The sequence below is a fragment of the Streptomyces sp. C genome, assembly GCF_000158895.1.
GTDB classification, from domain to species: domain Bacteria; phylum Actinomycetota; class Actinomycetes; order Streptomycetales; family Streptomycetaceae; genus Streptomyces; species Streptomyces racemochromogenes.
On record NZ_GG657750.1, the window covers coordinates 5,331,528 to 5,355,999 of the forward strand.

General features: G+C 68.9%; 27 protein-coding genes, 1 tRNA gene and 1 pseudogene. 22 read left to right on the plus strand and 7 right to left on the minus strand.

What is annotated here, in order from left to right; genetic code table 11:
* Positions 1-342 (plus strand): annotated as a pseudogene (locus tag SSNG_RS24240) (ATP-dependent DNA ligase); the annotation flags it as partial.
* A gap of 55 nt (positions 343-397) precedes the next feature.
* On the opposite strand, the gene SSNG_RS24245 reads toward SSNG_RS24240, so the two are convergent.
* Together SSNG_RS24245 and SSNG_RS24250 are read right to left on the minus strand one after the other, a co-directional pair.
* A complete protein-coding gene (locus SSNG_RS24245; RefSeq protein WP_007266546.1) occupies positions 398-793 on the minus strand; it encodes a DUF6479 family protein in 396 nt (131 codons plus the stop codon).
* A gap of 189 nt (positions 794-982) precedes the next feature.
* Positions 983-1,675 (minus strand): XdhC family protein, encoded by a 693-nt coding sequence (locus tag SSNG_RS24250; protein ID WP_241695109.1) that lies wholly within the window; start codon positions 1,673-1,675, stop codon positions 983-985.
* 519 nt (positions 1,676-2,194) lie between these two features.
* Here SSNG_RS24250 and SSNG_RS24255 point away from each other — a divergent pair.
* From SSNG_RS24255 to SSNG_RS24265, 3 genes are all read left to right on the plus strand, one after another.
* Positions 2,195-3,430, plus strand: coding sequence for an MFS transporter (locus tag SSNG_RS24255; RefSeq protein WP_007266548.1), 1,236 nt, complete (start codon positions 2,195-2,197; stop codon positions 3,428-3,430).
* A 98-nt stretch (positions 3,431-3,528) separates the two neighbouring features.
* Positions 3,529-4,206 (plus strand): hypothetical protein, encoded by a 678-nt coding sequence (locus SSNG_RS24260; RefSeq protein WP_007266549.1) that lies wholly within the window; start codon positions 3,529-3,531, stop codon positions 4,204-4,206.
* A 344-nt stretch (positions 4,207-4,550) separates the two neighbouring features.
* Entirely contained in the window at positions 4,551-5,606 is a 1,056-nt protein-coding gene (locus SSNG_RS24265) for an HNH endonuclease (protein ID WP_042801787.1), read from the plus strand.
* Positions 5,607-6,240: 634 nt separating this feature from the next.
* On the opposite strand, the gene SSNG_RS41300 is transcribed toward SSNG_RS24265, so the two are convergent.
* Complete coding sequence (locus tag SSNG_RS41300) at positions 6,241-6,609, minus strand: hypothetical protein (protein ID WP_007266551.1); 369 nt, start codon at positions 6,607-6,609, stop codon at positions 6,241-6,243.
* Positions 6,610-7,597: 988 nt separating this feature from the next.
* Here SSNG_RS41300 and SSNG_RS24270 point away from each other — a divergent pair.
* Positions 7,598-8,161 carry an HD domain-containing protein gene (locus SSNG_RS24270; protein WP_007266553.1) on the plus strand — a complete coding sequence of 188 codons (564 nt, stop codon included), beginning with the start codon at positions 7,598-7,600 and terminating at the stop codon, positions 8,159-8,161.
* Here the strand turns inward: SSNG_RS24270 and SSNG_RS24275 are convergent.
* Both SSNG_RS24275 and SSNG_RS24280 read right to left on the minus strand, forming a co-directional pair.
* Entirely contained in the window at positions 8,154-8,627 is a 474-nt protein-coding gene (locus SSNG_RS24275) for an NUDIX domain-containing protein (RefSeq protein WP_007266554.1), read from the minus strand. The two genes, SSNG_RS24270 and SSNG_RS24275, sit on opposite strands and share 8 nt — an antisense overlap.
* A 3-nt stretch (positions 8,628-8,630) precedes the next feature.
* Positions 8,631-9,371, minus strand: coding sequence for a helix-turn-helix transcriptional regulator (locus SSNG_RS24280; protein WP_007266555.1), 741 nt, complete (start codon positions 9,369-9,371; stop codon positions 8,631-8,633).
* An 872-nt stretch (positions 9,372-10,243) separates the two neighbouring features.
* Between SSNG_RS24280 and SSNG_RS24285 the strand changes: the two genes are divergently transcribed.
* From SSNG_RS24285 to SSNG_RS24355, 15 genes are all read left to right on the plus strand, one after another.
* Positions 10,244-10,564, plus strand: a complete 321-nt coding sequence (locus SSNG_RS24285) for a hypothetical protein (protein ID WP_007266556.1) — start codon at positions 10,244-10,246, stop codon at positions 10,562-10,564.
* Positions 10,561-11,205, plus strand: a complete 645-nt coding sequence (locus tag SSNG_RS24290) for a GGDEF domain-containing protein (RefSeq protein ID WP_007266557.1) — start codon at positions 10,561-10,563, stop codon at positions 11,203-11,205. The genes SSNG_RS24285 and SSNG_RS24290 overlap by 4 nt, the downstream gene beginning before the upstream one ends.
* Positions 11,205-12,302 (plus strand): hypothetical protein, encoded by a 1,098-nt coding sequence (locus SSNG_RS24295; RefSeq protein ID WP_042804042.1) that lies wholly within the window; start codon positions 11,205-11,207, stop codon positions 12,300-12,302. Before SSNG_RS24290 ends, SSNG_RS24295 begins: the two co-directional genes overlap by 1 nt.
* On the plus strand, positions 12,302-12,646 hold the full coding sequence (locus SSNG_RS24300) for an RRQRL motif-containing zinc-binding protein (protein WP_007266559.1): 345 nt from the start codon (positions 12,302-12,304) through the stop codon (positions 12,644-12,646). Before SSNG_RS24295 ends, SSNG_RS24300 begins: the two co-directional genes overlap by 1 nt.
* Positions 12,647-12,718: 72 nt before the next feature.
* Positions 12,719-14,881 carry a hypothetical protein gene (locus SSNG_RS24305; protein ID WP_007266560.1) on the plus strand — a complete coding sequence of 721 codons (2,163 nt, stop codon included), beginning with the start codon at positions 12,719-12,721 and terminating at the stop codon, positions 14,879-14,881.
* Between the two features lie 139 nt (positions 14,882-15,020).
* Complete coding sequence (locus tag SSNG_RS24310) at positions 15,021-15,302, plus strand: hypothetical protein (protein WP_007266561.1); 282 nt, start codon at positions 15,021-15,023, stop codon at positions 15,300-15,302.
* A gap of 3 nt (positions 15,303-15,305) precedes the next feature.
* The gene (locus SSNG_RS24315; protein WP_007266562.1) at positions 15,306-15,506 is read left to right on the plus strand and encodes a hypothetical protein; all 201 of its coding nucleotides are present in this window, start codon (positions 15,306-15,308) and stop codon (positions 15,504-15,506) included.
* A complete protein-coding gene (locus SSNG_RS24320; protein ID WP_007266563.1) occupies positions 15,503-16,108 on the plus strand; it encodes a hypothetical protein in 606 nt (201 codons plus the stop codon). The genes SSNG_RS24315 and SSNG_RS24320 overlap by 4 nt, the downstream gene beginning before the upstream one ends.
* Positions 16,105-16,329 carry a hypothetical protein gene (locus SSNG_RS24325; protein WP_007266564.1) on the plus strand — a complete coding sequence of 75 codons (225 nt, stop codon included), beginning with the start codon at positions 16,105-16,107 and terminating at the stop codon, positions 16,327-16,329. Before SSNG_RS24320 ends, SSNG_RS24325 begins: the two co-directional genes overlap by 4 nt.
* Positions 16,329-16,688 (plus strand): hypothetical protein, encoded by a 360-nt coding sequence (locus SSNG_RS24330; protein ID WP_050779718.1) that lies wholly within the window; start codon positions 16,329-16,331, stop codon positions 16,686-16,688. Before SSNG_RS24325 ends, SSNG_RS24330 begins: the two co-directional genes overlap by 1 nt.
* A gap of 13 nt (positions 16,689-16,701) precedes the next feature.
* The gene (locus SSNG_RS24335; RefSeq protein ID WP_042801789.1) at positions 16,702-16,992 is read left to right on the plus strand and encodes a hypothetical protein; all 291 of its coding nucleotides are present in this window, start codon (positions 16,702-16,704) and stop codon (positions 16,990-16,992) included.
* A gap of 86 nt (positions 16,993-17,078) precedes the next feature.
* On the plus strand, positions 17,079-18,005 hold the full coding sequence (locus SSNG_RS24340) for a bifunctional DNA primase/polymerase (protein ID WP_042801791.1): 927 nt from the start codon (positions 17,079-17,081) through the stop codon (positions 18,003-18,005).
* Positions 18,002-19,552: a YfjI family protein gene (locus tag SSNG_RS24345; RefSeq protein WP_007266568.1), complete on the plus strand. Its 1,551-nt coding sequence runs from the start codon at positions 18,002-18,004 to the stop codon at positions 19,550-19,552. The genes SSNG_RS24340 and SSNG_RS24345 overlap by 4 nt, the downstream gene beginning before the upstream one ends.
* A 277-nt stretch (positions 19,553-19,829) precedes the next feature.
* Positions 19,830-20,045, plus strand: coding sequence for a helix-turn-helix domain-containing protein (locus SSNG_RS24350; protein WP_347232465.1), 216 nt, complete (start codon positions 19,830-19,832; stop codon positions 20,043-20,045).
* Complete coding sequence (locus SSNG_RS24355) at positions 20,042-21,493, plus strand: tyrosine-type recombinase/integrase (protein WP_007266570.1); 1,452 nt, start codon at positions 20,042-20,044, stop codon at positions 21,491-21,493. Before SSNG_RS24350 ends, SSNG_RS24355 begins: the two co-directional genes overlap by 4 nt.
* A gap of 33 nt (positions 21,494-21,526) precedes the next feature.
* On the opposite strand, the gene SSNG_RS24360 is transcribed toward SSNG_RS24355, so the two are convergent.
* Both SSNG_RS24360 and SSNG_RS24365 read right to left on the minus strand, forming a co-directional pair.
* Positions 21,527-22,495 carry a hypothetical protein gene (locus tag SSNG_RS24360; protein ID WP_128637129.1) on the minus strand — a complete coding sequence of 323 codons (969 nt, stop codon included), beginning with the start codon at positions 22,493-22,495 and terminating at the stop codon, positions 21,527-21,529.
* Positions 22,496-22,805: 310 nt separating this feature from the next.
* Positions 22,806-22,877 (minus strand) — tRNA-Arg (locus SSNG_RS24365).
* Between the two features lie 106 nt (positions 22,878-22,983).
* Here SSNG_RS24365 and SSNG_RS24370 point away from each other — a divergent pair.
* On the plus strand, positions 22,984-23,442 hold the full coding sequence (locus SSNG_RS24370) for a response regulator (RefSeq protein ID WP_128637533.1): 459 nt from the start codon (positions 22,984-22,986) through the stop codon (positions 23,440-23,442).
* A 68-nt stretch (positions 23,443-23,510) separates the two neighbouring features.
* Positions 23,511-24,461, plus strand: coding sequence for an ArgS-related anticodon-binding protein NrtL (gene nrtL / locus SSNG_RS24375; RefSeq protein WP_007266573.1), 951 nt, complete (start codon positions 23,511-23,513; stop codon positions 24,459-24,461).
* Positions 24,462-24,472 lie beyond the last annotated feature (11 nt).

Consider the following 24,472-nt stretch of genomic DNA (forward strand, 5'->3'; position numbering starts at 1 on the left):
CGGCGCGCCTGGCGCAAGCTCCGGCACACCAACGTGCGGGACGCGGCGGTGATCGGCTACACCGGCACCCCGCGCCGCCCGCTGGCGCTCGTACTGGTCCTGCCGGGGGAGGAGGACGAGGCGCCGCTGGTGTCGAGCCCGCTCTCGGCGGTGCTGCGCACGGAGCTGGCGGCGGTCCTCGCGGAGCGCGGGGGCGCGGGTACCGGCGGGGGCGTGGTCACCGCGATCGGGCTCGGCGAGGTGCCGTTCAGCCTGCTGGACCCGCCGCTGGCGGCCGAGGTCCGGCACACCGCGCTGCGCCACCCCCCGCCGGAGGTGTTGCGGCTGCGGACGGACCTCTGACCTGCGCGGGAGGCGCGGGTCAGAGGTCCGGTGGCGGTGGGTCCGGGCGGGGAGTTCAGGCGTGCGCGCCGCGTCCCGCGTCGGGCGGCGCCCCCGGCTGCGGGTGCGGTCCCGGGCCCTCGGGCTTCTCGTAGCCGGACTCGCGCTCGGCCCGTACCTGGTCGGCGTGGTCGGAGGTGGTGGAGCCGAAGTTCCCGTAGCCCTGCATCTCGTGCGGCCGCAGGCCGCCCTCGGGGATCTCCACCGGGTCACGCTCCTCGCGGACCTCGTGCACCGCCCCGCCCTCGGGCAGGTGCGGCTGGCTCTCCGGGGTGGGCGGCGGCGGCTCCTTCTCCCGGACCCGCTGGCCCAGCTTGAAGCCGGCGAGGATCACGCCGGCGATGACGATGCCGACGACGAAGAACCACGCGATGTCGGTCAGGATCTTGTCCACGCTGAGGATCGTGTCCATAGAGCCCATTTTCCCGCTTTTGCTACTTTTGCACGTGAGAGCAGCGCAAAGAATCCCCCCGGAAACCGGCCCCGGCCCGACCCCCCACCGCCCGGGGCGCACACCGCTCCCTACTCCGAATGGATGAAGGGGGCGGGCGTCGCTCACCGCGGGGGACGGTCACCCCTCACCGCGGGGGACGGTCACCCCTCACCGCAGCGGCCCGTCCGAGTCCCGCAGCCCCCGCGCGTCCCGGCCCCCGAGCACCCCGAGGATCTCTGCGCAGATCGCCAGCGCCGTCTCCGCCGGGGTCTTGGCCCCCAGGTCCAGCCCGATCGGCCCGTGCACCCGCGCCAGCTCGGAAGCGCCCACCCCGGCGGCCACCAGCCCGTCCTGGCGCCGCGCGGTCGTCCGCCGGGAGCCGAGCGCGCCGACGTACGGGATCCCCAGCGCGAGCGCGTTCCGCAGGACCGGCACGTCGAAGTCCGGATCGTGGCTGAGCATCACCAGGCAGGCCGCGTCCCGGTGCTCGGTCAGCGCCTTCTCCGCGTCCGCCGCGTTCTCCACCACCACGGACTCCCAGCCCAGCAGCGCCGCCTGCGCCCCGATCACCCCGGCCAGCTCCCCGGTCCCGCCGATCACCACGTACGGCGCCGACGGGTACGCCTCCACCAGCACCAGCCCGGAGCCCCCGTACAGGGCGTCGCGCCCGGGCCGCCTGGTCCCCAGCAGCTCCCCGGCCCGCCGCCCGGCGTCGTCGGCCGGCTCGTCGCCGGCCCGTACGACCTCGCTGACGGCGCCGTCCGCGCCCTCGCTGAGCCGGGTCACGAGCGCCACGCCGGCCCCGGTGCCCAGCAGCTCCCACCATTCGGCGGGGATCGCGGACAGCGGCTGCAGCAGCACCTCCGCCTGCCCGCCACAGGTCAGCTTCGCCTCCGCGGCCTCGCCGGCCCCCGACCGACACCTCGCACACCCGCGCGGTCACCCCGGCGCCGCCCAGGGCCCCGGCCTCCGCGACCAGCTCGGCGTCGAACACCCCGCGGTACAGGGCCCCGACGCACTCCCCGCGGGCGTCCACGAGCACGGCCCCGGCGGGGTCCCGGGGCCCGAACCCCTGCTCGGTCACGGGCCGGGCCAGGAACGCCACCCGCCCCTCGGCCGCCCACTGCCGCGCCGTCTCCGCAAGCTCACGCATCCTCGTCGCCCCATCCTCTGTGCGCTCCCTCGCCGCAAAGCACCTGGTCAACGGGCACAAAGCGGCCTCGGAACCCACCCTACGCACGCCCCCCGCCGCCACCCACTCCCCGAACCCACCAACCCCGGGCGGTCGTCCTCGTACGGACCACCGGAAGCCCCGCCGAGTGGCCGGTCCTCCGCCCCCACGGAGAATCGAGGGAACGGGGTGAAGGGAAACGACCGACCGTGCACACCCTGAAACGCGCCTTCGACTCCCTCTCCATCCGCAACTTCCGGCTCTTCTTCCTCGGCCAGCTGCTCTCGGTGACCTGCACCTGGATGATGGTGATCGCGCAGGACTGGCTGGTGCTGGAGCTGTCGGGCAACTCGGGCACGGCCCTGGGCGTCGTCACCGCCCTCCAGTTCGCGCCGGTACTCCTCCTCACCCTCTACGGTGGCCGGCTCGCCGACCGCCACAGCAAGCGCCGCATCCTGATCCTCGCCAACCTGGTGTCGGGGGCCCTGTCCTTCCTCCTGGGCGCGTGGATCCTCCTGGGCGAGGTCCGGCTGTGGCACATCTGGCTGTTCGCGCTCGCTCTCGGCACGGTCGGCGCGGTGGAGGTGCCCACCCGGATCGCCTTCACGGGGGAGATGGTGGGCGGCGAACTCCTGCCCAACGCCTCGGCGCTGAGCGGCGCGTACTTCAACGCGGCCCGGGTGGCCGGGCCCGCGGCGGCCGGGATCCTGATCGCGCGCCTGGGCGTCGGGCCGGTGATCCTGATCAACGCGTGCAGCTACCTGGGGGCTGTGGCGGGGCTCGCGCTGATGCGCCCGTCGGAACTGCACGGCCCGCCCGCCCCCGCGTCCGACCCACGGATCGCGGACGGCCTGCGCTACGTGGCCCGGCGCCCCGACCTGGTCCTCCCGCTGGCCCTGACCGGCGTCCTGGGCCTGGCCGGCTTCAACTTCCAGCTGACGCTGCCGCTGCTGGCCAAGACCGAGTTCCACACCGGCTCGGCGGCCTTCGGACTGCTGAGCAGCTCCCTCGCGGCGGGCTCCCTGCTGGCCGCCTTCGCGGCGACGGCCCGCCGCACCCGCCCGACGACGGCCGTGGTCACCGGCTCGGCCCTGGCCTTCGGCACCACGGAAGCCCTCACGGGCCTGGCCCCCACCCTCCCGACGGCGTGCCTGCTCCTGGGCCTCACGGGCTTCGCGATGATGTACTTCGCCCAGGCGGCCAACCACCGCATCCAACTCGGCTCGGACCCCGCCTACCGCGGCCGCGTGATGGCCCTCTTCACCCTGATCTTCATGGGCACCACCCCCCTGGGCGCCCTCCTGACGGGCTGGCTCTCCGACCACTGGGGCCCCCGCTGGTCCCTCTCCACAGGCGGCCTCATCTCCCTGGCGGCAACGGCCCTGACCCTGGCGCTGCCCCTGACCCCGGAACCCGACCGCGAACCGGCCAACTCCCGCACCTGACAGGCACTTGCGGGCGCGCCCGAGGAACCGCTCCCGGCCGACGGCCGGATGGAGCAACACAGCGCGCCGCGCCCGCGGTCAGGGGCCAGGGTGTGGGCATGGCCGACAGCGACGAGGATGCGCCGGCGTCCGGCAGGAGCGGTTTCGACGCCGTGCACAAGTGGGCCGCCACGATCGCCGCCGTCGCCGCCCTGGCCTTCTCGCTCTACAACTTCACCGAACTCCAGCGGAAGCCGGAGATCGACCTCTCGCTCCCGCATTTCATGCGCATCGGAATGGAGGACGACAACGTCCAGTTCTTCGTCCAGCCCACCGTGTCCGCCAGAATCAGGACCCAGGACGTCGAGGTCATCCGCGACGCGCATTTCGACCTGACCGGCACGGGAGCCCTCGCCTCGTCGAAGCGGCCGGTCTTCTACTGGAGGGAGCTCGGCGCCTGGAACTTCGACGCGGAGGCGAGCTGGCTGTCCTACCAGTGGTCCGCGGACCCCGCCCCGTTCATCGTCAGCCAGGACAAGCCCCAGCAGCCGATCTTCCTCTTCCAGGCGGACGGCTGGAACTTCCGGGCCGGCCGGTACGAAGGGAAACTGCGCCTGACCCGGACGGGGAGCCGCTCCCCCCTGACCAAGGCGTTCTGCATCGTCCTCTCGGAGAGGGCCGCCAAGGAGATCCGCGACGGGGAGCCGAGCAGGGGCATCTACTTCTTCCGCAACGACCTGCCCAGGTTCGCCGCGTCGAAGGACCGCTCGGGATGCTACGTGAGGGAAACGGACTAGGGGCCCGGCCGGCGGCCCGTCACGGCCCGATGCCCCGTCAAGTACGCACCACAGGAGACCGGGGCCCCGTGAGCGGTGGTCCCGAAGGCCCCCGGACATACGCGAAGACCCCGTCTCAGCGTTGCCGCTGATGGCGGGGTCTTTGGGCACTTCCTGCGAAGTGCCCCCGGCAGGATTCGAACCTGCGCACACGGCTCCGGAGGGCATGGCTACGGGACCATCGAAATGCCACCTGACCTGCCGTTTCCTCGGAATAGGCTCCCCAAGAAACCGATCTCTATCGCATACCGTGCGCAGGTGCCCGCAGACACTGTTGTCAGACCCTCCGCATACACTGCGTGGCCATGGCCAAGGGACTGATCTCGCGGGACGACATCCTCAAGACGCTGGAGGAGTACGACGCCTTGGGGCGTGACACCTTCCTCGACCGCTACGGCTACCGGGAAGCCAGCACCTACTTGCTGGTGCACGAAGACAGGGAGTACGACTCCAAGGCCATTGCCGGCGTGGCCCATAAGCATCAGCACGGCGAACCGCTCACCTGGCAGCAGTTCAACGGCGGTCTCGGGGAGGCGGTGATCTGGCTCAAGCGCGAGGGCTTCAAGGTCGTAGTGTCTCGCAACCCAAAGTGGACGAGGGACGAGCTGATCCTTGCCTGCGACGTGGTCGTGCGGAACGGGTGGGAGGGCCTCGCTGCGGAAGACCCACGTATCGCAGAACTCTCTGCCCTTCTGCAGGCCCTCGCCGCCTATCCGGAGGAAGAGCGAGCCGCCACCTATCGCAACCGCAACGGAGCGGCCCGAAAGACCTACGACATCGCGACGCACCACCCCGACTACACAGGGAAGCGCACGAACGGCGGACGACTGGACGTTGTCGTTCTCCAGGACTTTCTTGACCGGCCGGCCGAGATGGCCCAAGCCGCCCAGCTGCTCCGCGAAGGACTCAAGGCGGGGACTCTTGAGACAGTACTGGCCGAGGACGATGACGATGCTGAGGACGAAGCCAGCGCCCCTGAGGGGCGTGTGCTGTACCGACGACACCGCACCCGTGAGCGCAACAAGGGGCTTCGAAAGAAGAAGATTGCCGCGGTACTGAAAGCGGGCGGAAGCCTCGCCTGCGAGGCGTGCGGCTTCGACTTCGCGCTGGTCTACGGCGAGCGCGGCGAGGGCTACATCGAGTGCCATCATGTGGTACCGCTGCATGAGGCCGGAGAAGGCACAACGAAGCTCTCAGACCTGGCCCTCATCTGCTCGAACTGTCACCGCATGATCCACCGCAGCGCACCATGGCCTACGCCCGCCGAACTGCGGAATCTCGTGAGGCGGCAGACAGCGAGCGCGGGGACGTTGTTGCCTGGCCCACGACCGGCGAAGGCGCCGGAGACTGCTGCGCCGTAGCAGAGTCACCGCGCTACTTATCGAGCAGGAGTCCAGACGATTCCAGTCTGGACTCACCGGCCGTGGGCGCGTGCTGTGGTCGGCTGGCTGTGCGCGAAGCCGTCATGCTGCTGTCCGGCGGATCGCCCCCTTGGAAGTAGCTCGGCTTGCATTTTCCTTCGGGCGTGCCGAAGGTTCGACCGAACCGTTGCCTCGCTTGCGCCCGTCAACTCGGCTATCTCGTTCGGGCGAAATCCCAGTAGGTAAAGTCGCATGATATCTGCCTGTCGTTCCGAGAGTGCTTGCAACGCCCGGTGTACATCTACGGAGGCGATAACCTCTTCTTCTATTAGGAGAGGGTCTACGATATCTGGAACCTCCGCGAAAGAGGCTGCGTCTTGATGCTTCTGTCTAAAGAAGTATCGGGTAGCGACAGTCGCCACCCAAGCCTTAGGGTGCGTCACTTCCCTACCAGACTTAATGGATAGAAGGAGGCTCACCAAGGCTTCCTGTGTGGCGTCGGCGGCCTCTGTTGAGTTGGCCCCCAGGTGCATCATGCGGCGAATTACCAAAGGCCATAGTTCTGTGTACAACGCGGCAAACTCGGCCTCAGTCTTCAAGGACTGAGGCCGAGCTGCTTCGGGATCTTTCCCGGTCAGTTCTCTTCTCCCGCCGTCGGCGGGTTAGCCGATTCGGTCGCACCCTCCGTCGGTGGGTTGGCCGTTTCGGGTGCACCCGTATTCAGAGGTCCGGGCGAGCGGTTCCAGAATTCAGCCAGGAACCAGTCCAGGGTTCGCCTGCCCGTCTCCCGAGCCTTCCTTGTGGCAGCCCAGCCGAGGCAGCCACCCAGACCCACCCACGAACTCAGTAGGGCGGCCTTGCGGTAGTCATCGATGGAAGGTGGGATGTCCGGGACGATGATGTCGGCCATGAAGAAGAAGATGACCAGGCCGCCGAACCAGATGATTCCCTGCAGCGCCGCCCCAGATCGAGGCGGTGCAGGGTCAGAAACCAACAGAGCCAAGGAACGAACTCCTGTCCCATTACCGGAGATCGCCCCGCCGCCCCCACTCGGGCATGAAAGAAGTACGGCGGGACGCCGGTCGACTGATCGACCACAGATAGTGAAGCAGTCGTTACCCGGGCAACGCAAAAATCCCGGCTGGATACAACTATCCATCGGGTCGTCACACTATGTGGCGATGCTTACCGGTTCGGCACCTCTTGTCGCTCGTGATTCGGGACCCGCCGCCTTCATCTCAGCCCGAGTGGGGACGGCGGGTCCCGTGGGACAGGTCGACCTGAGTCTCCCGTCACCTAGTTAGTGCGTCGAGAACGGGAGAACGTGCAACCTCTCTTTTGTGCGGCTCACAGCCTTGGGTTGGGAGCCGCACCCGCGGAGGGGCCGCAAGCGGAGTGTGTGACCGGCGCTATCCCATCCCGCCGTTGTCTGCCGCAGGTCGGCGACGGTGTAGTGCAACCTTCCGGGCTGGAGTGCGAAGCTGGATCCCACAGATGCTCCGGAGATTTCCAGGGAAGGATGGTCTCGTGCCGCAACCGAGCCCGCGGGGTACGTACCTGCAGATCTCAGAGGTCCTGCGCGTTCGGATCGCCGAAGGTGCGTACCCGGACGGTCTGCCGTCGGAAGCTGAAATCGGGCGAGAGTTCGGCGTGGCGCGTACGACCGTCCGGCGGGCACTGCGTGCGCTGGAAGACGCTGGGGACATCGCGGCCGTGGCGGGCGTAGGCCGGCGGGTCTCCGGAAGCAGTCAGGTTGCCCCATACGAACAGATCATGAACGACCTGCTAGCTCAGATCCGTGAGGGTGCCCTTCCGGCTGGTGCTCGGATCCCCAGTGAGGCTGATCTTGCAGAGACCTTCGGAGTGGCCAGAGGCACCGTGCGCCGTGCCGTACGTGAACTCGAAACGGCTGGGTACGTCACGGCACAGCATGGTGTCGGGCGGTTCGTCAGTTCGACCCCCTGAAGCGAGCCATCTCGGAGGGAACAGACGTGAAGCTGACTAAGTGGGCGCACGAGCTTGCAGAGTCTCTGCTCGCCGAAAGCCTTCCTCAGCGGTGGGCTCACTCGCGGCAGGTGTACGCCCAAGCCCTGAGCCTGGCCCCGGCCCTGGGGGAGGATGCCGAACTGTTGGCCGCAGCAGCCATCGCGCACGATGTCGGATACGCCCAGGCCGCCGTCGACACCGGGCAGCACATGATTGACGGGGCCCGGTACCTGCGGGATGTCGTCGGAGCCGATCCGCGCCTGTGCAGTCTCGTGGCTTTCCACACGTCATCGCCGTGGGAGGCGTTTGAGCTGGGGCTGAGCGATGCTCTCGCGGAGTTCGGTCCTGCGGAGTCAGACCTGGTGGATGCGATCACCTTCTGCGACCTCACGAGCAGCCCCACCGGCGCCCTGGTAGATCCCGAAGAGCGCTTGGCGGAAGTGCTCCATCGATACGGCCCTGAACACGTCGTCTATCGCGCCGTCTCCGCGGCCCGGCCCGAACTGCTGGCCAGGGTGGCTCGGGTAAGGCAGCGCCGCGCCGAGGCGGAGTGGCAGGCGCTCAGCTGATTCGGGGAGTCGGGGACTCCCGGAAGCCCTCTTCGAGGCGTCGGCGCGTGGTCGGCGACATGTCGAGGGAATCGACCTGGGATCGAGGGATCCACCGGACCTCGAAGGATTCGGAGCTCACCTTGATCTCGCCGCTGACCGGCCGGGCGCGGAAGCAGAGCGAGAACTCCTGGCGAACCTCGCCGTCTGCGAACGCGATGACGTGACCGGGGTCGGTGAAAATGCCCACCAGGCCGACGACCTCAACGGTGATGCCGGTCTCTTCCTGGACCTCTCGGACGACCGTTCCGGCGATGTTCTCGCCGATCTCCTGAACGCCCCCTGGCATTCCCCAGCGCCCGTTGTCCGACCGGCGCTCCATAAGGACGTCGCCCGCGTCGTTGACGACGAAGGCCGTGACCGCGGGCACGATGCTGTTGGCCTTCGGGGCGGAAGGGTCGTTGAAGTAGTCGGTGCGGCGGCTCATGGGTCACCTTTCGAGGGGAACGGCTTCGGCCCAGACTTTCTCGAAGCTTTGCTGATATGTCGAGACCAGTTCAGCGCCGGCCACGCGGCGCAGGTGGAGAACTGGGGTCAGGGGCGCGCTTACCCCGTACACCTGCGTATTCACCAACCACTCGTCATCCGAGCGGTACAGCGAGTTGTGCAGGGTCGACCTATGTTGGCGAAACTCGATACCTGGCACTGAGTAGAGCGGGCGGTACAGCTTCATGACCTCCCGGACCTTGTAGGCCACGCCCTCTCCGATCTCCTCTTCCTCGCCGCGGCGCTGGATCTCCGGGCTTTCCGGATCTCCGAGCAGGATGCGTGCCCGGACGCCCTCAGCCGCTTTCAGCTTGAGGAGCCGCGCCCATCGGGGGTTTTCGGCGAGGAATACACCCGCGTGCACCAGTACGCCGATTTCCCGCTCAGCCCTGCCGAACATCTGGAGCCACAGCTCGGCCGGCACGTAGGACCGGTGTGGGTACACCTTCAAGACTTCGGCGTCAGCAGCGTCCTTGCGCTGGGAGTCGGGCAGACCTTCCGGCCACAGGTACGACTCGTCCTCATGCAGCATCGCCGCGATGGCGAGGCGATGGCGGCGGTACGGCGCCCGCCCCTTGGTGATCCAGCGCTCCACGGTTTTGGGGTCCACCCCGACGTGTTCTGCCAGGGCTTCCACGGTGATGCCTTGCGTCAGCATCGCGGATCGCAACCGCTCGTTAGCCATCCCACCCCCAGGGACGTCCAGGGACGTACTCGACCTGCGGAACGCTACCGAGGACGTCCCAAGTCGTCCAGGGACGTGGTGACTTTGTCCCGCCCCGCGGCGGCACTCTGAGGGCACATCACACGGAAGCCCCGGTTGAGCGAGGAGCTTGACAAGCGCAATCAGGGCGGCCACTGTGAAATACACGTTCAAGCATGTATCGCATGCTGATCGGGGCGGTTCTCCGCGCTGGCCTGCATCGATGCCTGTGACGAGCTGTGCCCGGAGGAAAGCCCGAGGGGGCGAGTACGAAGGCAGCGTCCGTTCCTTAAGAACTCAACAGAGTGCCAAGCAAAACGAGACGGGGCGTGACCCCCGTCCCCATGGCGACGGGCAGTCGTCGGCGGCAACACCTTCTCTTGCGTGCTGGCTCTGGAGAACGCCCCGCTTCAAAGGGGTGCCACCCGGTACGCGCCGCCCTGCTGGCGTCAGAGCAGTGACGATGACGCCCCCGACTCTCTAAGGCTCGGTACCGGAGCGCCGTGGCAACGGCGCTCCGGTGAAGCCTCGTTCCTCCGGCTTGGAGGCCCCTGTGATCCACCGACATCTACGGGCGCTGGCCGTACTGGACCGGCACGGCCAGCCGCGCCCCTCGCGTCGACGCTCAACCGCCCTGCGAAGCGTCTCCGGGCTTCACCGCCCGGCATTGCTCGCACGGCTCGCTCTCCCTTCCGCAGTGCTCGCAGTGCTGCGGCCGGTTGCCTCCACCCCGCCCGTCAGGCACGGGCCGGGGTGGAGGGGAGCCGCGAAGTTTCGGGCTTCACCACCGGGGCGCTGCCTCTCACCACGGACCGAGGCGCCCCGGTTCCCTTCGCTCATCAGGAGAGATCCACATGCGTTCGTACATCGGGAACCACCAGATCGTGAACCCCGCCGAGTTCGAGGAACTGGCGCTCGGCTTCGATGAACTGCCCCCCGGGCTCGACCGGGATCTGTTCCGCGGCCCGCTCGCCCCGGAGACCGCCCAGGAGCGGGCGGCCCGCGAGGCGGTGGCCCGAGAGGTCATCGCGGAACTGGCCGTGCTGGGTGAGGGTGGCGACGAGATCGCCGCGTGGGACGCGCTCTACGCCGACGCGCTCACCCGCACGGTTCCCTTCCTCCGGGGCGCCGCCCGTGACGCCGACCGCTCCACGCGGGCGGGGGAAGCAGCATGAGCCACACCATGACGGCCCTGTCCGCCGCCTTACCGCTCGCGTCCGGCTGGTCGGTGCACAGCCTGTGGATGCGGCGCCGCATCGACGCTGCCCGTCGCGACCCGCTGACCGGGCTGTGGACGCGGGACGCCTTCGAGGGGCGAGCCCGCAAGAGCCTGGCCCAGAAGTGCCAGCGCGCGGTGCTCGTCTTGGACCTCAACCGGTTCAAGGAGATCAACGACACCCTCGGCCACGCGGCCGGAGACGCGGTCATCCGCGCAACCGGGCAGCGCCTGGGCCGGTGGGCCGAGGAACACGCCGGTATCGCCGGACGGCTGGGCGGGGACGAGTTCGCCGCCGTCATCCCCGGCTACGGCATCGACAAGCTGCGCGTGGACCTGTTCATGCTGACCGGCCGACTCGGCCAGCCGGTGCCGTTCGACGGCCGGCCGATCGAGGTCCACGCGTCCATCGGCGCCGCCTACCACCGCACCGGATCCGGCGACCTGTCGCTACTGCTGCGGCGCGCGGATGAGCAGATGTACAAGGCCAAGCAGCACGGCGGAGGCTGGCGCATCGCGCACCGGCTGACCGTCCCCGCGATGAGCACGGTCAACGGCCGCCGCGACGGTCGCCCCGGCACCCGTGGGGAGGCGGCGTGATGAAGACCCGCACGTCACTGACCGTGGTGCAGAGGGTCGTACTGACGGCCGCGTTTCTGCCCATGCTCGCCACCGGCGTCGCCGGTGGCGTGGGTACCTACAGCAACATCAGCCGCGCCTACGGCAAGGGCACGGCGCTCGGCGCGGTCGCGGCCGGCGAGGGTGCGACTGCGGTTCTGGCGCTGGTCCTGCTCGGGCTGACGATGCTCGGCCAGTCGTCCCCCCGCATCATCCGGGTGGGCTTGTGGGCTCTGCCCGCGGCCGCCTCGGTCATGGCGGCGATGGCTGCCGATGACCCGGGCCGCACCGTGATCTACGCCGTGACCCCGATGGGCATGTGCGTTGCGGCCGAGGGCATGGCGTTCCTCGCCCGGCGGATCGTGGTCCACCAGGACGGCCGCGACGCCGAGGCGGAAGCCAAAGCCGCTGCTGTGGTGCGGTCCCTGGCCTACCACCGCGCCCGTGCCGCGAACCACCCGTGGACGCTGGTTCGGAAGTGGTCCGACCAGACATCGTGGCGACTGGCCCGGAAGGTCGGCTTGGGCGACGCGTCGCTGGGCGCCCGACTGCTGGACGTGCAGCGCGACCGGCTCACGAGTGGCGCAGACGCCGCCCTGGCCGCCATGCTCACCGCCCCCGCAAAGCCGGATGAAACGCTAGAGATCACCGTAAATCGGTTGGGGTCTGACCTGCACGAGTCGACCCCCGAGGTGCCGACTGTGACAGCCGACGTTCCCGTCCTTGAGTTGGCCGACCCGATCCCCGCGATCGAGCCGGTGGCCCTGCCCGAGGCGGTTGCGGTAGTCGAGCCGGTCGAGGTTCCCCAGTCGGCTCCGGTGAAGTCGGTTCCCGCTGTGGAGTCGGCTCCGCGTCGGGCAACCGGTCGGGTACCGAAGTCGGCCCGCACGCCCCGACCGACGCGGGATTCGGATGAGTTGCTGGATGAGGCCCGGTCGGTCACGGCCAACTGGACCGATGGCGAGCTGACGGCCGAGGCCATCCGCAAGGCGGTCCGTACCTCCTCCGCCAACGGGCGTCTGCTCCGCGACACGCTCAAGGCCGAGCGCGCCGCAGCGGCTGAAGCGACGGCCGCGTGATGGCGGGACACGGCATACCCGTCTACTCCTGGCGGCTGGCTCCGGACGGGCTGGCCACGCGCCGTCAGCTCCGCGCGGCCGGCCTGCGCCCCGGCGGACAGGACGTCGTGGCCCAGCTGGAGCGGCCCCGCTACCGGCGGGGGCCGCTGACCGCCTACCTGTACCGCGTCGACCTGGCCAAGCCGGTCCGGCCGATGACCCCCGGCAAGGCCGCTGCCCTCGCCAAGGCGAACACCGCCCGCAGGACCTGCCCCGAGTGCCGCACGGATGCGGGCTACGTCATCCCGGCCTCGCTCGGCATGTGCGTGCCCTGCGCCTACCCCGAAGACCAGCGCGCCGCCTGACCAGCACGGCGGGCCCGAACACCGCGCTGTCCGGGCCCTTCCACCCCACTCGACATGAGGGAGCAGACCACCGTGTCTGATGTCCACGCCACCGGCCAGAGCGAAGAGCCCGAGCGCCCCGGCGCCGAGGTCTTCGACATCACCACGAAGCGCCCCACCATCCCGGCCCCGACCGCCCCGGCGGCTCCGCCGGCCGACCCGGACGACGACGAAGACGACTCGCCCCGACCGCGGCCGGTCGACTCCCCGGACCTGCCGTCCCCGGGCGTCACCACCTACAAGCGCCTGCCGATCATCCCGACCTGGCTGAAGTCGAAGCCGGGCTTCGTCTCCACCACCCAGCGCGCCGCGAGCAACGCGTTCTACGCCACCGCCTTCCACGGCATCCGCACCCCCTGGTACGCGCTTCAGCTCGGCCTGCACGCCCCGCGCGGCATGGCCCGGCTGGTGCGGGACACGAACCGTTGGGTGTGGGACGCCGAGGCGGCGCCCCTGCGGGCGTACGAGGTCTACAAGGAGAACACCGCCGAGTACCTGAAGCTCTCAAGGCAGCGGGACAGCCGGGTACGCCTGCGGACGCTGGTCACTGTGGTGGCGCTGATCTTCGGCACGGCTTTCGCGATGACCATGTACGTCATGGCCCCCGGCTGGCTCGCCGTGCTCGCCTCGGCGGCCGTCCTCACCGCCGGTTTCTGGGGAGCCCCCCAGGACCAGCCGGTGATCGGGCCCGCCGTCCTCAAGACCGAACTCCAGAAGCTCACCGGCACGCTCGTGCTCCGGGCGCTGGACAACATCGGCAACGCGAAGCTGTCGGCCGCCATCAAGAAGGGCGGCGACATGAACGGCCTGCGGTTCACCTCAGAGATCACCCGGGACGGGCCCGGCTACCGCGCCGACCTTGACCTTCCCTGGGGCGTCACCCCCGAGGACATCATGGAGGCCCGCAAGCCGCTCGCCTCCGGTCTGCGCCGCAAGGTCGGCTCCGTCTGGCCCTCGGCCGACCCCACGGAGCACGAGGGGCGGCTGATCCTATGGGTGGGCGACAAGCCCATGAACGAGACCAAGAAGCCCGCCTGGCCGCTGCTGAAGTCGGGCAGCGTGGACCTGTTCAAGCCGGTCGTCTTCGGCAACGACCAGCGCATGGGCGACGTATCCGTGACCCTGATGTTCGCCTCCGTGGTCGTCGGCTCCATCCCGCGCATGGGCAAGACGTTCCTGATGCGCCTGTTCCTGCTCATCGCCGCACTCGACCCCCGCGCCCAGCTCTACGCGTTCGACTTCAAGGGCACCGGCGACTTCGGAGCGCTGGAACCGGTCTGCCACCGCTACCGGGCTGGCGACGACGACGAAGACATCCTCTACGTTCTCGAATCGCTGCGAGAGCTGCGTCAGGAACTGCGGCGCAGGGCCAAAGTCATCAAGTCCCTGCCCCGCTCGCGCTGCCCGGAGTCGAAGGTGACCCCGGACCTGGCCAACGACAAGTCCCTGGGGCTGCACCCGATCGTGGCCGCGTTCGATGAGTGCCAGGTTCCCTTCGAGCACGACAAGTACGGCGCCGAGATCGAAGAGATCTGCACCGACCTCGGCAAGCGCGGCCCGGCCCTCGGCATGGTGACCCTGTTCGGGACCCAGCGCCCGGACGCGAAGTCGCTGCCCACCGGCATCAGCGCGAACGCGGTGCTGCGGTTCTGCCTGAAGGTCATGGGTCAGCCCGCCAACGACATGGTGCTGGGCACCTCGATGTACAAGGCGGGGTACCGGGCCACGATGTTCTCCCGCACCGACCGCGGCATCTGCTGGATGGCCGGTGAGGGAGACGACCCGCGCATCGTGGCCTCCGCGTTCGTGGACGCGCTCGGCGCCGAACAGGTCGTCGTGCGGGCCCGCCGGATGCGTGAGGAGTACGGCAACGTCACCGGCCACGCCATCGGCCAGGAACCCGAAAGCGGCGAAGCCTCCTTCGACCTGCTCGCCGACATCCTGCGCGTGGTGCCGGCCGATGAGGAGAAGGTCTGGAACGAGAAGGTCGCCACCCGCCTCGCCGCCCTGCGCCCCGAGGTCTACAGCGGCTGGAAGGCCGAGACGGTCACCACCAACCTCAAGCCGCACGGCATCACCGCCCAGGACGTCTGGGGCTCCACCACCGCCGGCAAGGGCACCACCCGACGCGGCATCGCCCGCGCCGACATCACCACCGCCATCACCCAGCGTGACGGGAAGCGGTCCGCGAACTGACCCGCACCGCTGCTAGACCTAGCGGCCCGCTCTGCTAGGTCTAGCACCCCCGCTAGCACCCCAAAGCGGCCCCCATCAGCGATCTCGCACCTAGCAGCCGACCTGCACAAACACCGGAAACCTGCCTGGAAGGCAACCCATGGCCCTCACTCTCCTTGCTAGCGCCTGCCTGCTCGTCATCACTCTCGGTTACGTCAGTCTGTGTGCGGGATCGCCGTTCGGCACCTGCCGCAAGTGCCGTGGCTTCGGCTACGCGATGAAGACCGACCGCAAGGGCCGCCTCAAGCGCGGCAAGCACTGCCGCCGCTGCGACGGCCACGGCAAGCGCATCCGCACCGGCCGCCACCTCTACAACCTCTGGCTGCGCGCCTACCGCGACGCCAACCCCGCCCCGCGCAAGACGTTCGCCCCGAAGGGATAACCCATGGCCATCACCCTCTCGCTCGTCGCCCTGTTCGGGCTGGTCCTGTTCTTCCTCCTCCGCTCCAAGACCCTCGGCTACGGCTCCGCGTTCATCGCCATGATGTTCGGCTTCTTCCTCGCCTCCACCGGCGCCTCCGGCCCCATCAACGAACTCACCACCGCGATCATCAAGGCCGTCTCGGACCTGGGGAGCCAGGGATGAACGAGCCCATCACCTACCGGCACTGGGCCATCGACCTCGCCCCCAAGGCCGCCCCCGCGCTGGCCACCACGACCGTGCTCATCCTGGGCCGGATCTGGAACGCCAACGGCGCCGAACACTCCGTCGGAAACGCCGCGCTCATGGTCGTCCTCGCCACCGGAGCCGCGACGGCCGGCGCGTTCGCCTCGGGCGGCCGGTCCGGTGACAGCGTGATCGCCGGAACCGCGTTCGCCGCATCCGGCGGACTGGCCCTGGCCGGAGTCGCCGGATACGCCGATGGCCTCTCCCTGCCGATCCTGCTGTGGGCGCTGGCCACCGCCGTCGCCTATGGCCTCGCCGCCCGCTACTGGCGCACCGACCGCCGCGAGACCGTCGCCCATGAGCGGCAGACCCTCGGACGCCGCGAGGACCACGCACACGTCGAACGCGTCGAAGCACTGCGCGCCGGAGCTCAGATCGAAGTCGCCCGCTCCGGCGCGGCCTACGCCGAACAGCTCGCCAACGCCCTCATCACCCGCGCCGCCCTCCCCGGCTTCAACCCGTACGCCCTCACCGACGCCGGACTCCCGCAGCTCCCCACCGCCGAAAGGAAAGACCGATGACCGGACCCGAGCACTACCTCCAGGCCGAGGAATACCTCCAGGAGTCCTTCAACATGGCCAGCGGCTCTGACATGGAGCGGTACTACCTCACCGCTGCACAGGTACACGCCACCCTCGCGCTCGCGGCCGCCACGGCCTTCGCTCCGCACCGCCTCGGCGTGAACCGCGCCGAGTGGAAGGCCTGGCAGGCCGCCGCGTGGACGCCTGAGGACATGTCGTGATGCGCCACTGGCCCGCACCCGAGGCGGCGTACGCCACCGCGCCGAGCATCATCAGCGAAATCGGGTGGACCTTCCGAGCGGCCCGGGACTACCTGCACGGCATCCAGGGCCGCGAGTTCTGGCTCCGCAAGGCCGCACTCCTGGACCGCATCGCCGTCACCGACGACGAGCCCGCAGGCGGCGATGCCGCCACCCTCGCCGTCGAAGCTGCCCGGCGCCTCATGGAGATCGACCACGCCGCCGGCCTCGGCCCGTCCGGCTACGCCGACGGCCCCTACACCCCCGACCACCCGGACAGCGTCCGCGAGCCCCGCGGCTACGTCCGTCAGGAATACGCCCTTTGGATCCGCCACCACTGAGGAGACCACCGTCGTGAGCACCAGCCCTGCCCTCAGCACCACGCAGCACCCCACGATGTACACGCAGGTCGATGGCCTCAGCTACCGGCCCGAGCGCATCAGCGTGATCGCGGCCCTGTCCCACATCCGCAGCGCCCGAAAGAGCCCCAAGAACGTGGACGCGGTCAACGTGTACGCCTTCACCGGCCGCGATGGAATCCCGCTCCACGTGGTCTACATCCACCACGTCCCGGGGCGCTGGCACGGCGTGAACGACGTCATCGACGTCTACGAGATCCCCACCGCCGCGCTCACCGACCTCTAGCTGTGCCCGGGGCGGTCGCCTCTCACCACAAGACCGCGACCGCCCCGGCTTCTCCGTCCCTTCGCAGAAACAGGAGAACCCCCAGCATGACACCAACCCCCACCCCGGCGCTGCTGTGCGCCGCTCTGGCCGCCGCTGAGCGCGGCTGGCCCGTCTTCCCGCTCCGCCCCGGAGACAAGCGGCCCGCCGGACACCCCGAACGCAACTGCCCCCGCACCGGCCGCTGCACGGACGGCCACCGCACCCCCGAACAGCGCGCCACCCTCGACACCGAGCAGATCACCGCGTGCTGGCAGACGGCCCCCTACAACGTCGGCCTTGCCACCGGCCCCGCCGGACTCCTCGTCGTAGACCTCGACATCCCCAAGGAAGACGACGGACCCGCGCCCGCGGACTGGGCGGGGGCGACCGATGGCCTGGACGTCTTCGCCATGATCTGCGAGCGAGCCGGTGAGCGGCTGCCGACTGAGACATTCACGGTGCGCACCCGCCGTGGCGGACAGCACCTCTACTTCACCGCCCCCGCCGAAAAGCGGCTACGTGGGAGCGCAGGACGGTTGGGGTGGAAGGTCGACACGCGAGCCTGGGGCGGGTACGTGGTCGCGGCCGGCAGCACCGTCGGCACCGGGTCCTACGAGATCATTCACGACGCGCCCCCGGCTGCTCTCCCCACGTGGCTCGGTGACCTGCTCATCACGCCTCCCGCACCCGCCCCGGTCCCCGTGGCCGTTCTCCGCTCCCGCATCGGCAAGGCAGACCGGTACGCGACGGCCGCCCTGAACGGCGAGGTCGCCAAGGTCGCGGCTGCTGCTACCGGCGCCCAGAACACGACGCTGTACAACGCGGCGTACGCCCTCGGCCGCCTCATCGCCGCAGGCACCCTCACGGAGACGGAAGTCACCGACGCGCTCACCGCCGCCGCGCCGAAGGGGCTCGCGCCCTCCCGGATTGCTGCCAGCATCCGCGACGGCATTCGCCGCAGCACTCACAACGCGGCCGGTGATGTGGCATGAGCACCCCTTCCGCAGACGCCGACCTGTGGGCCGGATTCGACGCCCTCACTGCCGAGGACGTGACCGGACCGGCATGGGACGAGCCGGTCCTACTCACAGCCCGCCGTGATCTGCCGGGCTTCCCCGTGAACACGCTCCCGCCGTGGCTGGCCGCCATGGTCGCGGCCGTCGCCGAGGAGACACAGACACCCGCCGATCTGGCCGGATGCCTGGCCCTCGCCGTCATCGCCACCGCCGCTGGCGGACGGGCCACCGTCTGCGTGCGCGGACGCTGGCGTGAGCCGGTCAACCTCTACACCGCCGTCGCCCTGGATCCCGGTAACCGTAAGAGCGCCGTGTTCGCCCTGATGACCGAGCCGCTCATGGCCGTGGAGAAGACCCTGGTGGAACTCTCCGGCCCCGCACGCGCCGAGGCCGAGACCACCGCACGCCTCGCGAAGGCCGCCGCCGACAAGGCCGCGGCCAAGGCCGCGAACGCCGAGGCCGGAATGCGAGACCAGCTCACTGCCGAAGCCATTGCCCTGGCCCAGGCCGCCGAGGAGATCAAGGTCCCCTGCAAGCCTCAACTCGTTGCGGACGACGTCACCCAGGAGAGCTTGGCCACCCTCCTCGCCGAGCAGGACGGCCGCATGTCTGTGCTCTCACCCGAGGGCGGCATCTTCGGCATCATCGCGGGCCTCTACTCAGGCACCCCGAACATGGAGATCTTCCTCAAGGGCCACGCTGGGGACATGGTGCGGGTCAACCGTCAGGGCCGCGAGTCCCAGCACATCGAACACCCCGCCGTAACCATGGGCCTGGCGGTACAGCCTGAAGTCCTCGAGTCCATTGGCCAGATCAAAGGCGCCGACGGCCGGGGACTCCTGGCCCGGTTCCTGTACGCACAGCCCGAATCCCTCGTCGGCCGGCGCAACCTCACCCCGCAACTCATCCCGGACGACGTGGCCGAGACATACAGGCGCCAGCTCGGCGGGCTGGCCATGGCCCTGCATGAATGGACCGACCCGGCCGTGCTCACCCTCACGACCGAGGCCGACGCAGTCATGCTCGCCTACCAGAAGGTCACCGAATCCCGGATCGGGAAGGGCGGCTCACTCGCGGACATCGTGAAGTGGGCCAGCAAGCGGGACGGGGCCGTAGCCCGTATTGCAGGGCTGCTCCACCTAGCCACCCACCCCGACAGCGGATGGACCCGCCCCATCGAGGCCGCGACCTTGGCCGACGCCACCCTCCTCGGCGACTATTTCACCGCCCACGCCCAGCACGTGTTCGACGCCATGGGCGCTGCCCCCGCACAGGACGCTGCCCGCCAAGTTCTCGCGCACCTCGGGGATGCTCGGTTGACCGGCTTCACCAGACGGGACCTGTTCCGCCAGCTCTCCCGCGGGGACTTTCCCACCATGGCCGACCTCGACCCGGCCCTGAGCCTGCTGGAGGAACACGGCTGGATCCGCCAGCAGCCCCCGCCCCCGCGTACCGGACGCGGCGGCCGGCCGCCCTCCCCGAAGTACGACGCGCACCCCCGCCTCGTGCGCGGCGACGCCTGACAGAACCCCGGTCAGACCGACACAACTGACAGAACCTCCGATCTAGCGCGCTGACCTGCACAAACAGGCCCTCCGGCCGTCGTGACAAAACCTCCGGAAACTCTGACAGAACCCACCCGTCGACCGTGGCAGAACCCGCCGCCGGAGGTTCTGTCAGAGTTTTCGCGAGTTTTGTCAGAGCCACTCCTAGCCCGGAACTCGCAGGTCAGCGCGTTCTCGCCCAGGTTCTGTCAGTTCTGTCAGCGGTCCGGGGGTTTCTGCTCCTCAACCCATCCTCTTGCTTCCCCGAAGGAGCCTCGCCGTGGCCAAGCCCCGCGACGAAATGCTGACCATTCCGCAGGTGGTCGAAGAAATCGGTGTTCCGCGAGCCACGTTCTACCGCTGGCGGCAGTGCAAGAAAGGTCCCAAGTCCATCAAGCTCCCGAACGGGTCCGTGCGCATCCGGCGCTCGGAGCTGACCCGCTGGCTGGAGATGCGGGAGGAAACGGCGTGACGAACGGCGCTGATCCCGGGTCCGAGCAGATCAATAGCTCGGGCCCGGAAGGGTTTTCCCTCGACATCCGGCTGTGGAATGTGACCAAGGCGCAGAGCAAGACCCGCCCCTATCAACTCCGCTGGATTGTCGGGGGCAAGGTCAGCAGTAAGACGTTCGCGACCGTGGCGCTTGCTGGAAGCCGCCGGTCCGAACTGTGGTTGGCCATGAAGCGCGGCGAGGCCTTCCGCATCAAGGACGGCCTTCCTGAGTCGGAAGTCCGCGCCGCCGCGCAGGCCGCAGAGCCCGCGGATGCTCGCGAGGAACTGTCCTGGTTCACGTTCTGCCGTGAGTACATGGCCATGCGCTGGCCCACGGCTGCTGCCAAGACTCGCGAGGGCATCGCGGACGGCCTCGCGGCCGTCACCCTGGCCATGGTGGAGCAGGGCAAGCAGATGCCCGAGGTGGAGCAACTACGCCTCGCTCTTCGCTGGGCCGTTGTACCGGCGAACGCCGACTGGGAGCCGCCAGCCGAACTCGATGACGCTTACCGATGGCTTTCAGAACGGGCGCTGCTCGTTTCGGCTCTGGAGGACCCGAAGATCCTGCGAGACGTCCACTATCGCCTCTCGTTCAAGCTGGATGGTGCACCGGCCGCAGGGGAGACGGCACGCCGCCGGCGCCGAGCCCTGAACACGGCGGTGGAGTACGCCATCGAGCGGAAGCTCCTGATGGAGAACCCCCTTGTGGCGCTCAAGAAGGTGAAGACCTCAGCATCGGACCGCGTGGACCCGCGGGTTCTCGTGAACAAGACACAGGCTGCCCAGCTGTTGACCGCGGTCTCCTACGTCGGGACATGGGACCGCAAGAAGGGGCGCCGACTAGTCGCCTTCTTCGCCGTCATGTACTTCGCAGCGCTGCGCCCGAGCGAGGCTGTGGGGCTGAAGCAGAGGGACTGCCACTTGCCTGAGAAGGGGTGGGGGACACTCACCCTCCGCGACACGAATCCCGTCTCCGGGAAGCAGTGGACCGACAGCGGACAGCGCCACGACAAGCGAGGCCTGAAGTCCCGCGAGGCTAAAGAAGACCGCCCGGTCCCGATCCCGCCGCCGTTGGTCGCCGTGCTCCGTGACCACCTTCGCGAGTTTGGCACAGCCAAGGACGGCCGGCTCTTTACGAACGAGCGGCTCGGACTGGTCGGCAGCAGCACGTACTGGCGGGTGTGGAAGGACGCCCGTGAGTACGCGCTCCCGCCGGACCTCCAGGCATCCATTCTCGGCGGACGGCCGTACGACCTGCGGCATACCTGCATCACGACTTGGCTGAATGCAGGGGTACCAGTGGCCGAGGTGGCTCGAAGAGTCGGCAACTCACCCGAGGTGATCCACCGCGTATATGAGGGCTGTATCTACGGCCAGGAAGAGGCAATGAACAGGAAGATCGAGCAGGAGTTGGACTGGCCGTTGTGAGCTGGCGTCGGGCCTTTAGGCCCGACGTCCCCGTCAAGCACCAAAGATGCTGATAGGCACGGTGGTGTCGTCCACGATGCTCCATCCAGAGTCCCTCTGGATTCGAGGATCCAAGTGGATGCTTCGCATCCGTGACTCACTCAGCTCTCGCTCGGTTGCACCGCGGCGCGGTCTCACATTGAGCAGAACCGCATCGAAAGCCTCGCCAATTGCATCGGCCACCCGATCGGCGTCGTCCACAGCTGGAAACGTGAAAGAGACCGTTCCAGGGTCGAGCAGCATATGGACGAGGAGTTGGCGCACGTTGCCGTCCAGGTAGTTCTCTCGCCAGAGGGAAGACGGTTGAACCTCCTGACCTCTCAGATGGAACGTTGCTTTCCAGAGCAACCCTCTGCTGCCACTGATGGGAGCATGTTCCTCAGGAGCAGAGGCGAAGGGGCGGACTGTGTACGAGAGTTGAAATGCAACGTTGTACTGGCGCTCGGCGTGCAGGAGAAGACGCTTCGCAGTGGAGTGCTCTTCACGCACCCATGCGGCCACAACCGGGTCATTTAGTTGGTTGGGGGCGCGCAGCTCGCGATTGTAAGAGGCATAGGCGGTAAAGGCGCCCTTCTCCAGATCGCGGAGTGTCTGTTCCAGGCGGCCGAGATCGTCTCTGTGAGGTCGTCTCAAGTGTCCGAGGCGGTGGCGAATTGCGAGGAGCTCAGGCGTGCGAGCAAGCAGAGTGACCTTGTCCATCAGTGACGGACCGACCAGGTCCCAATTCGCTTCTAGGAGCGGAAACAGCTTCCCGACATCCAGGTAGCTCAGAGGGTCCTCCCAGTCAGCTGTAGCCATGTAGCTACGCGACTCGTCTTTCTCGCGTCTCGTGGTTGCGCCTTGACCAATGTGATTGGTCCAGTCGACGCCGTGAACGGATCTGAGTTCGACGTAGATCAATGACCGGAGGTACGTCTCCAGCTGCCACCACCGCGAGTAGAGGGCCAGGGTCTCCTCGGGCATGCCGCTGGTGTACAGCGCCGTCTCGATGGCCTCCTTGGTGCCAAGGGAGAACCGTTGCCATGTACTACGTGCTCGCATGTCGCCCCCCGAGGCTTCGCTCCACTAGTCAACGCGAGGCTAGCGCCGAGGCAGGAAGCGGTGCCTGGATTTAAGGGCGGACGCAGGGGCTTCTGGCGTGGAGGTCTATCGCAGGTCTATCGCGACCAGTGCGTAACAACGGCAAAGACCTGGACTCAGTGGGACTGGGTCCAGGTCTTCATGCTTGGCGCTCGTGCAGGTCAGCGCCGTGATCGCGCTGGTCCAGCAGAAGTGCCCCCGGCAGGATTCGAACCTGCGCACACGGCTCCGGAGGCCGTTGCTCTATCCCCTGAGCTACGGGGGCGTGTCGTTCGCGTTGCGGCGACGGGTTGAACACTACCAGCTTCCACGGGGTGATCAGGAACCGATTTGGGCGGGAGGGGGAGGTCGGTCGCCCGGAGGGGGTGGAAGTGGCAAAAACCCGGACGCGGGGGCTTAGGGCGACCTACTCTCGAGTTGTGCCAGGCGCCTCGGGCCGGGTGCTTGTTGTCGACGACAACAAGGTCATCCGGCAGCTGATCAAGGTCAATCTCGAGCTGGAGGGCTTCGAGGTCGTGACCGCGAGCGATGGTGCCGAGTGTCTGGACGTGGTGCACCGGGTGCGTCCTGACGCGATCACCCTTGATGTGGTCATGCCCCGGCTGGACGGGTTCGGGGCCGCCGCGCAATTGCGGGCCGATCCGCGGACGCGGCACGTGCCCGTCGCCATCGTCAGCGCCTGTACGCAGCACGAGGTCGAGGCCGGGATCGCCGCCGGGGTGGACGCGTTCGTCGCCAAACCCTTCGAGCCCGCCGAGCTGGTGCGGGTCGTACGGCGGCTCGTCGAGCGGAAGGGTGCCCCTGCGGGGAGGGCCGGCCGGGGGGCCTGAGCGCGCCCTCCTGTTCACATGGCGAAACCGGATGCATGGCCCAGGGGCTTCTCGCCTAGGCTGGGTCCGTGATCCCCGCCGACCTCTCTCGTGCCGTCGTACAAGCCGTACGCCGTGCCGTCGAGGGTGGTGAGCTCGCCGCCGGCGTGCCCGAACGGGTGGTCGTCGAGCGGACCCGGCCCGGAGGAGTGGGGGAGTACGCCAGCCCCGTCGCGCTCCAGGTGGCGAAGAGCGCCCGGCTGGAGCCCCGTGAGGTCGCCCGGGTGCTCGCGGGCCGGCTCCTCGCCGACGAGCCCGGGATCCTGGGCGTGGAGATCACCGGCCCGGGATTCCTGAACTTCAGCCTCGCACCCCTGTCCGCCGCCGCGCTCGTGCGCGAGGTGCGGGTGCGGGGGACCCGGTACGGGTACGCGCCCGGTGCGGAGCCGCGGGGGAGCGTCGTACGGGCCGCCGTGCGGCGGATCCAGGAGAGCCAGGGCGTCCCGGACGGGCCCGTGCCGCGCGTCGCGCCCGTCGCCCGGCGGGACGGGGACGTCGTCGCCGCGTACGGGGCGGACGCCGCGGCCTGGGCCATGCTCTGCGTACCGGCCCGCGAGACCCCTTCTTTCGCCCCCGCCCTGCTGGTCCAGGACGAATCCAGTGAGTTCTTCCGGGTGCGGTACGCCCATGCCCGGGCGCGCGCCCTGGGGATCAACGCCGGCGATCTCGGGTTCGTCAGCGAGCCCGCCGAGCCCGCCGGGCCCGGGGACGACGCCGACGGCCACGGCCTGCTGCGGCTGCTCGGCGAGTACCCGCTCGTGCTGGAGGCCGCCGCGCACCACCAGGCCCCCGAGCGGCTCACCCGGCACCTCGTCGCCGTCGCCGACGCGCTCCTCGACTTCCAGCACCAGGTCCTGCCCAAGGGGGACGAGAAACCCTCGGCCGCCCACCGCGCCCGGCTGGCACTCGCCGAAGCCGCCGGGACGGTGCTGGCCGGCGGCCTCGCCCTGCTCGGCATCGACGCCCCAGACTTCCTGTGACCCGCGAAGAG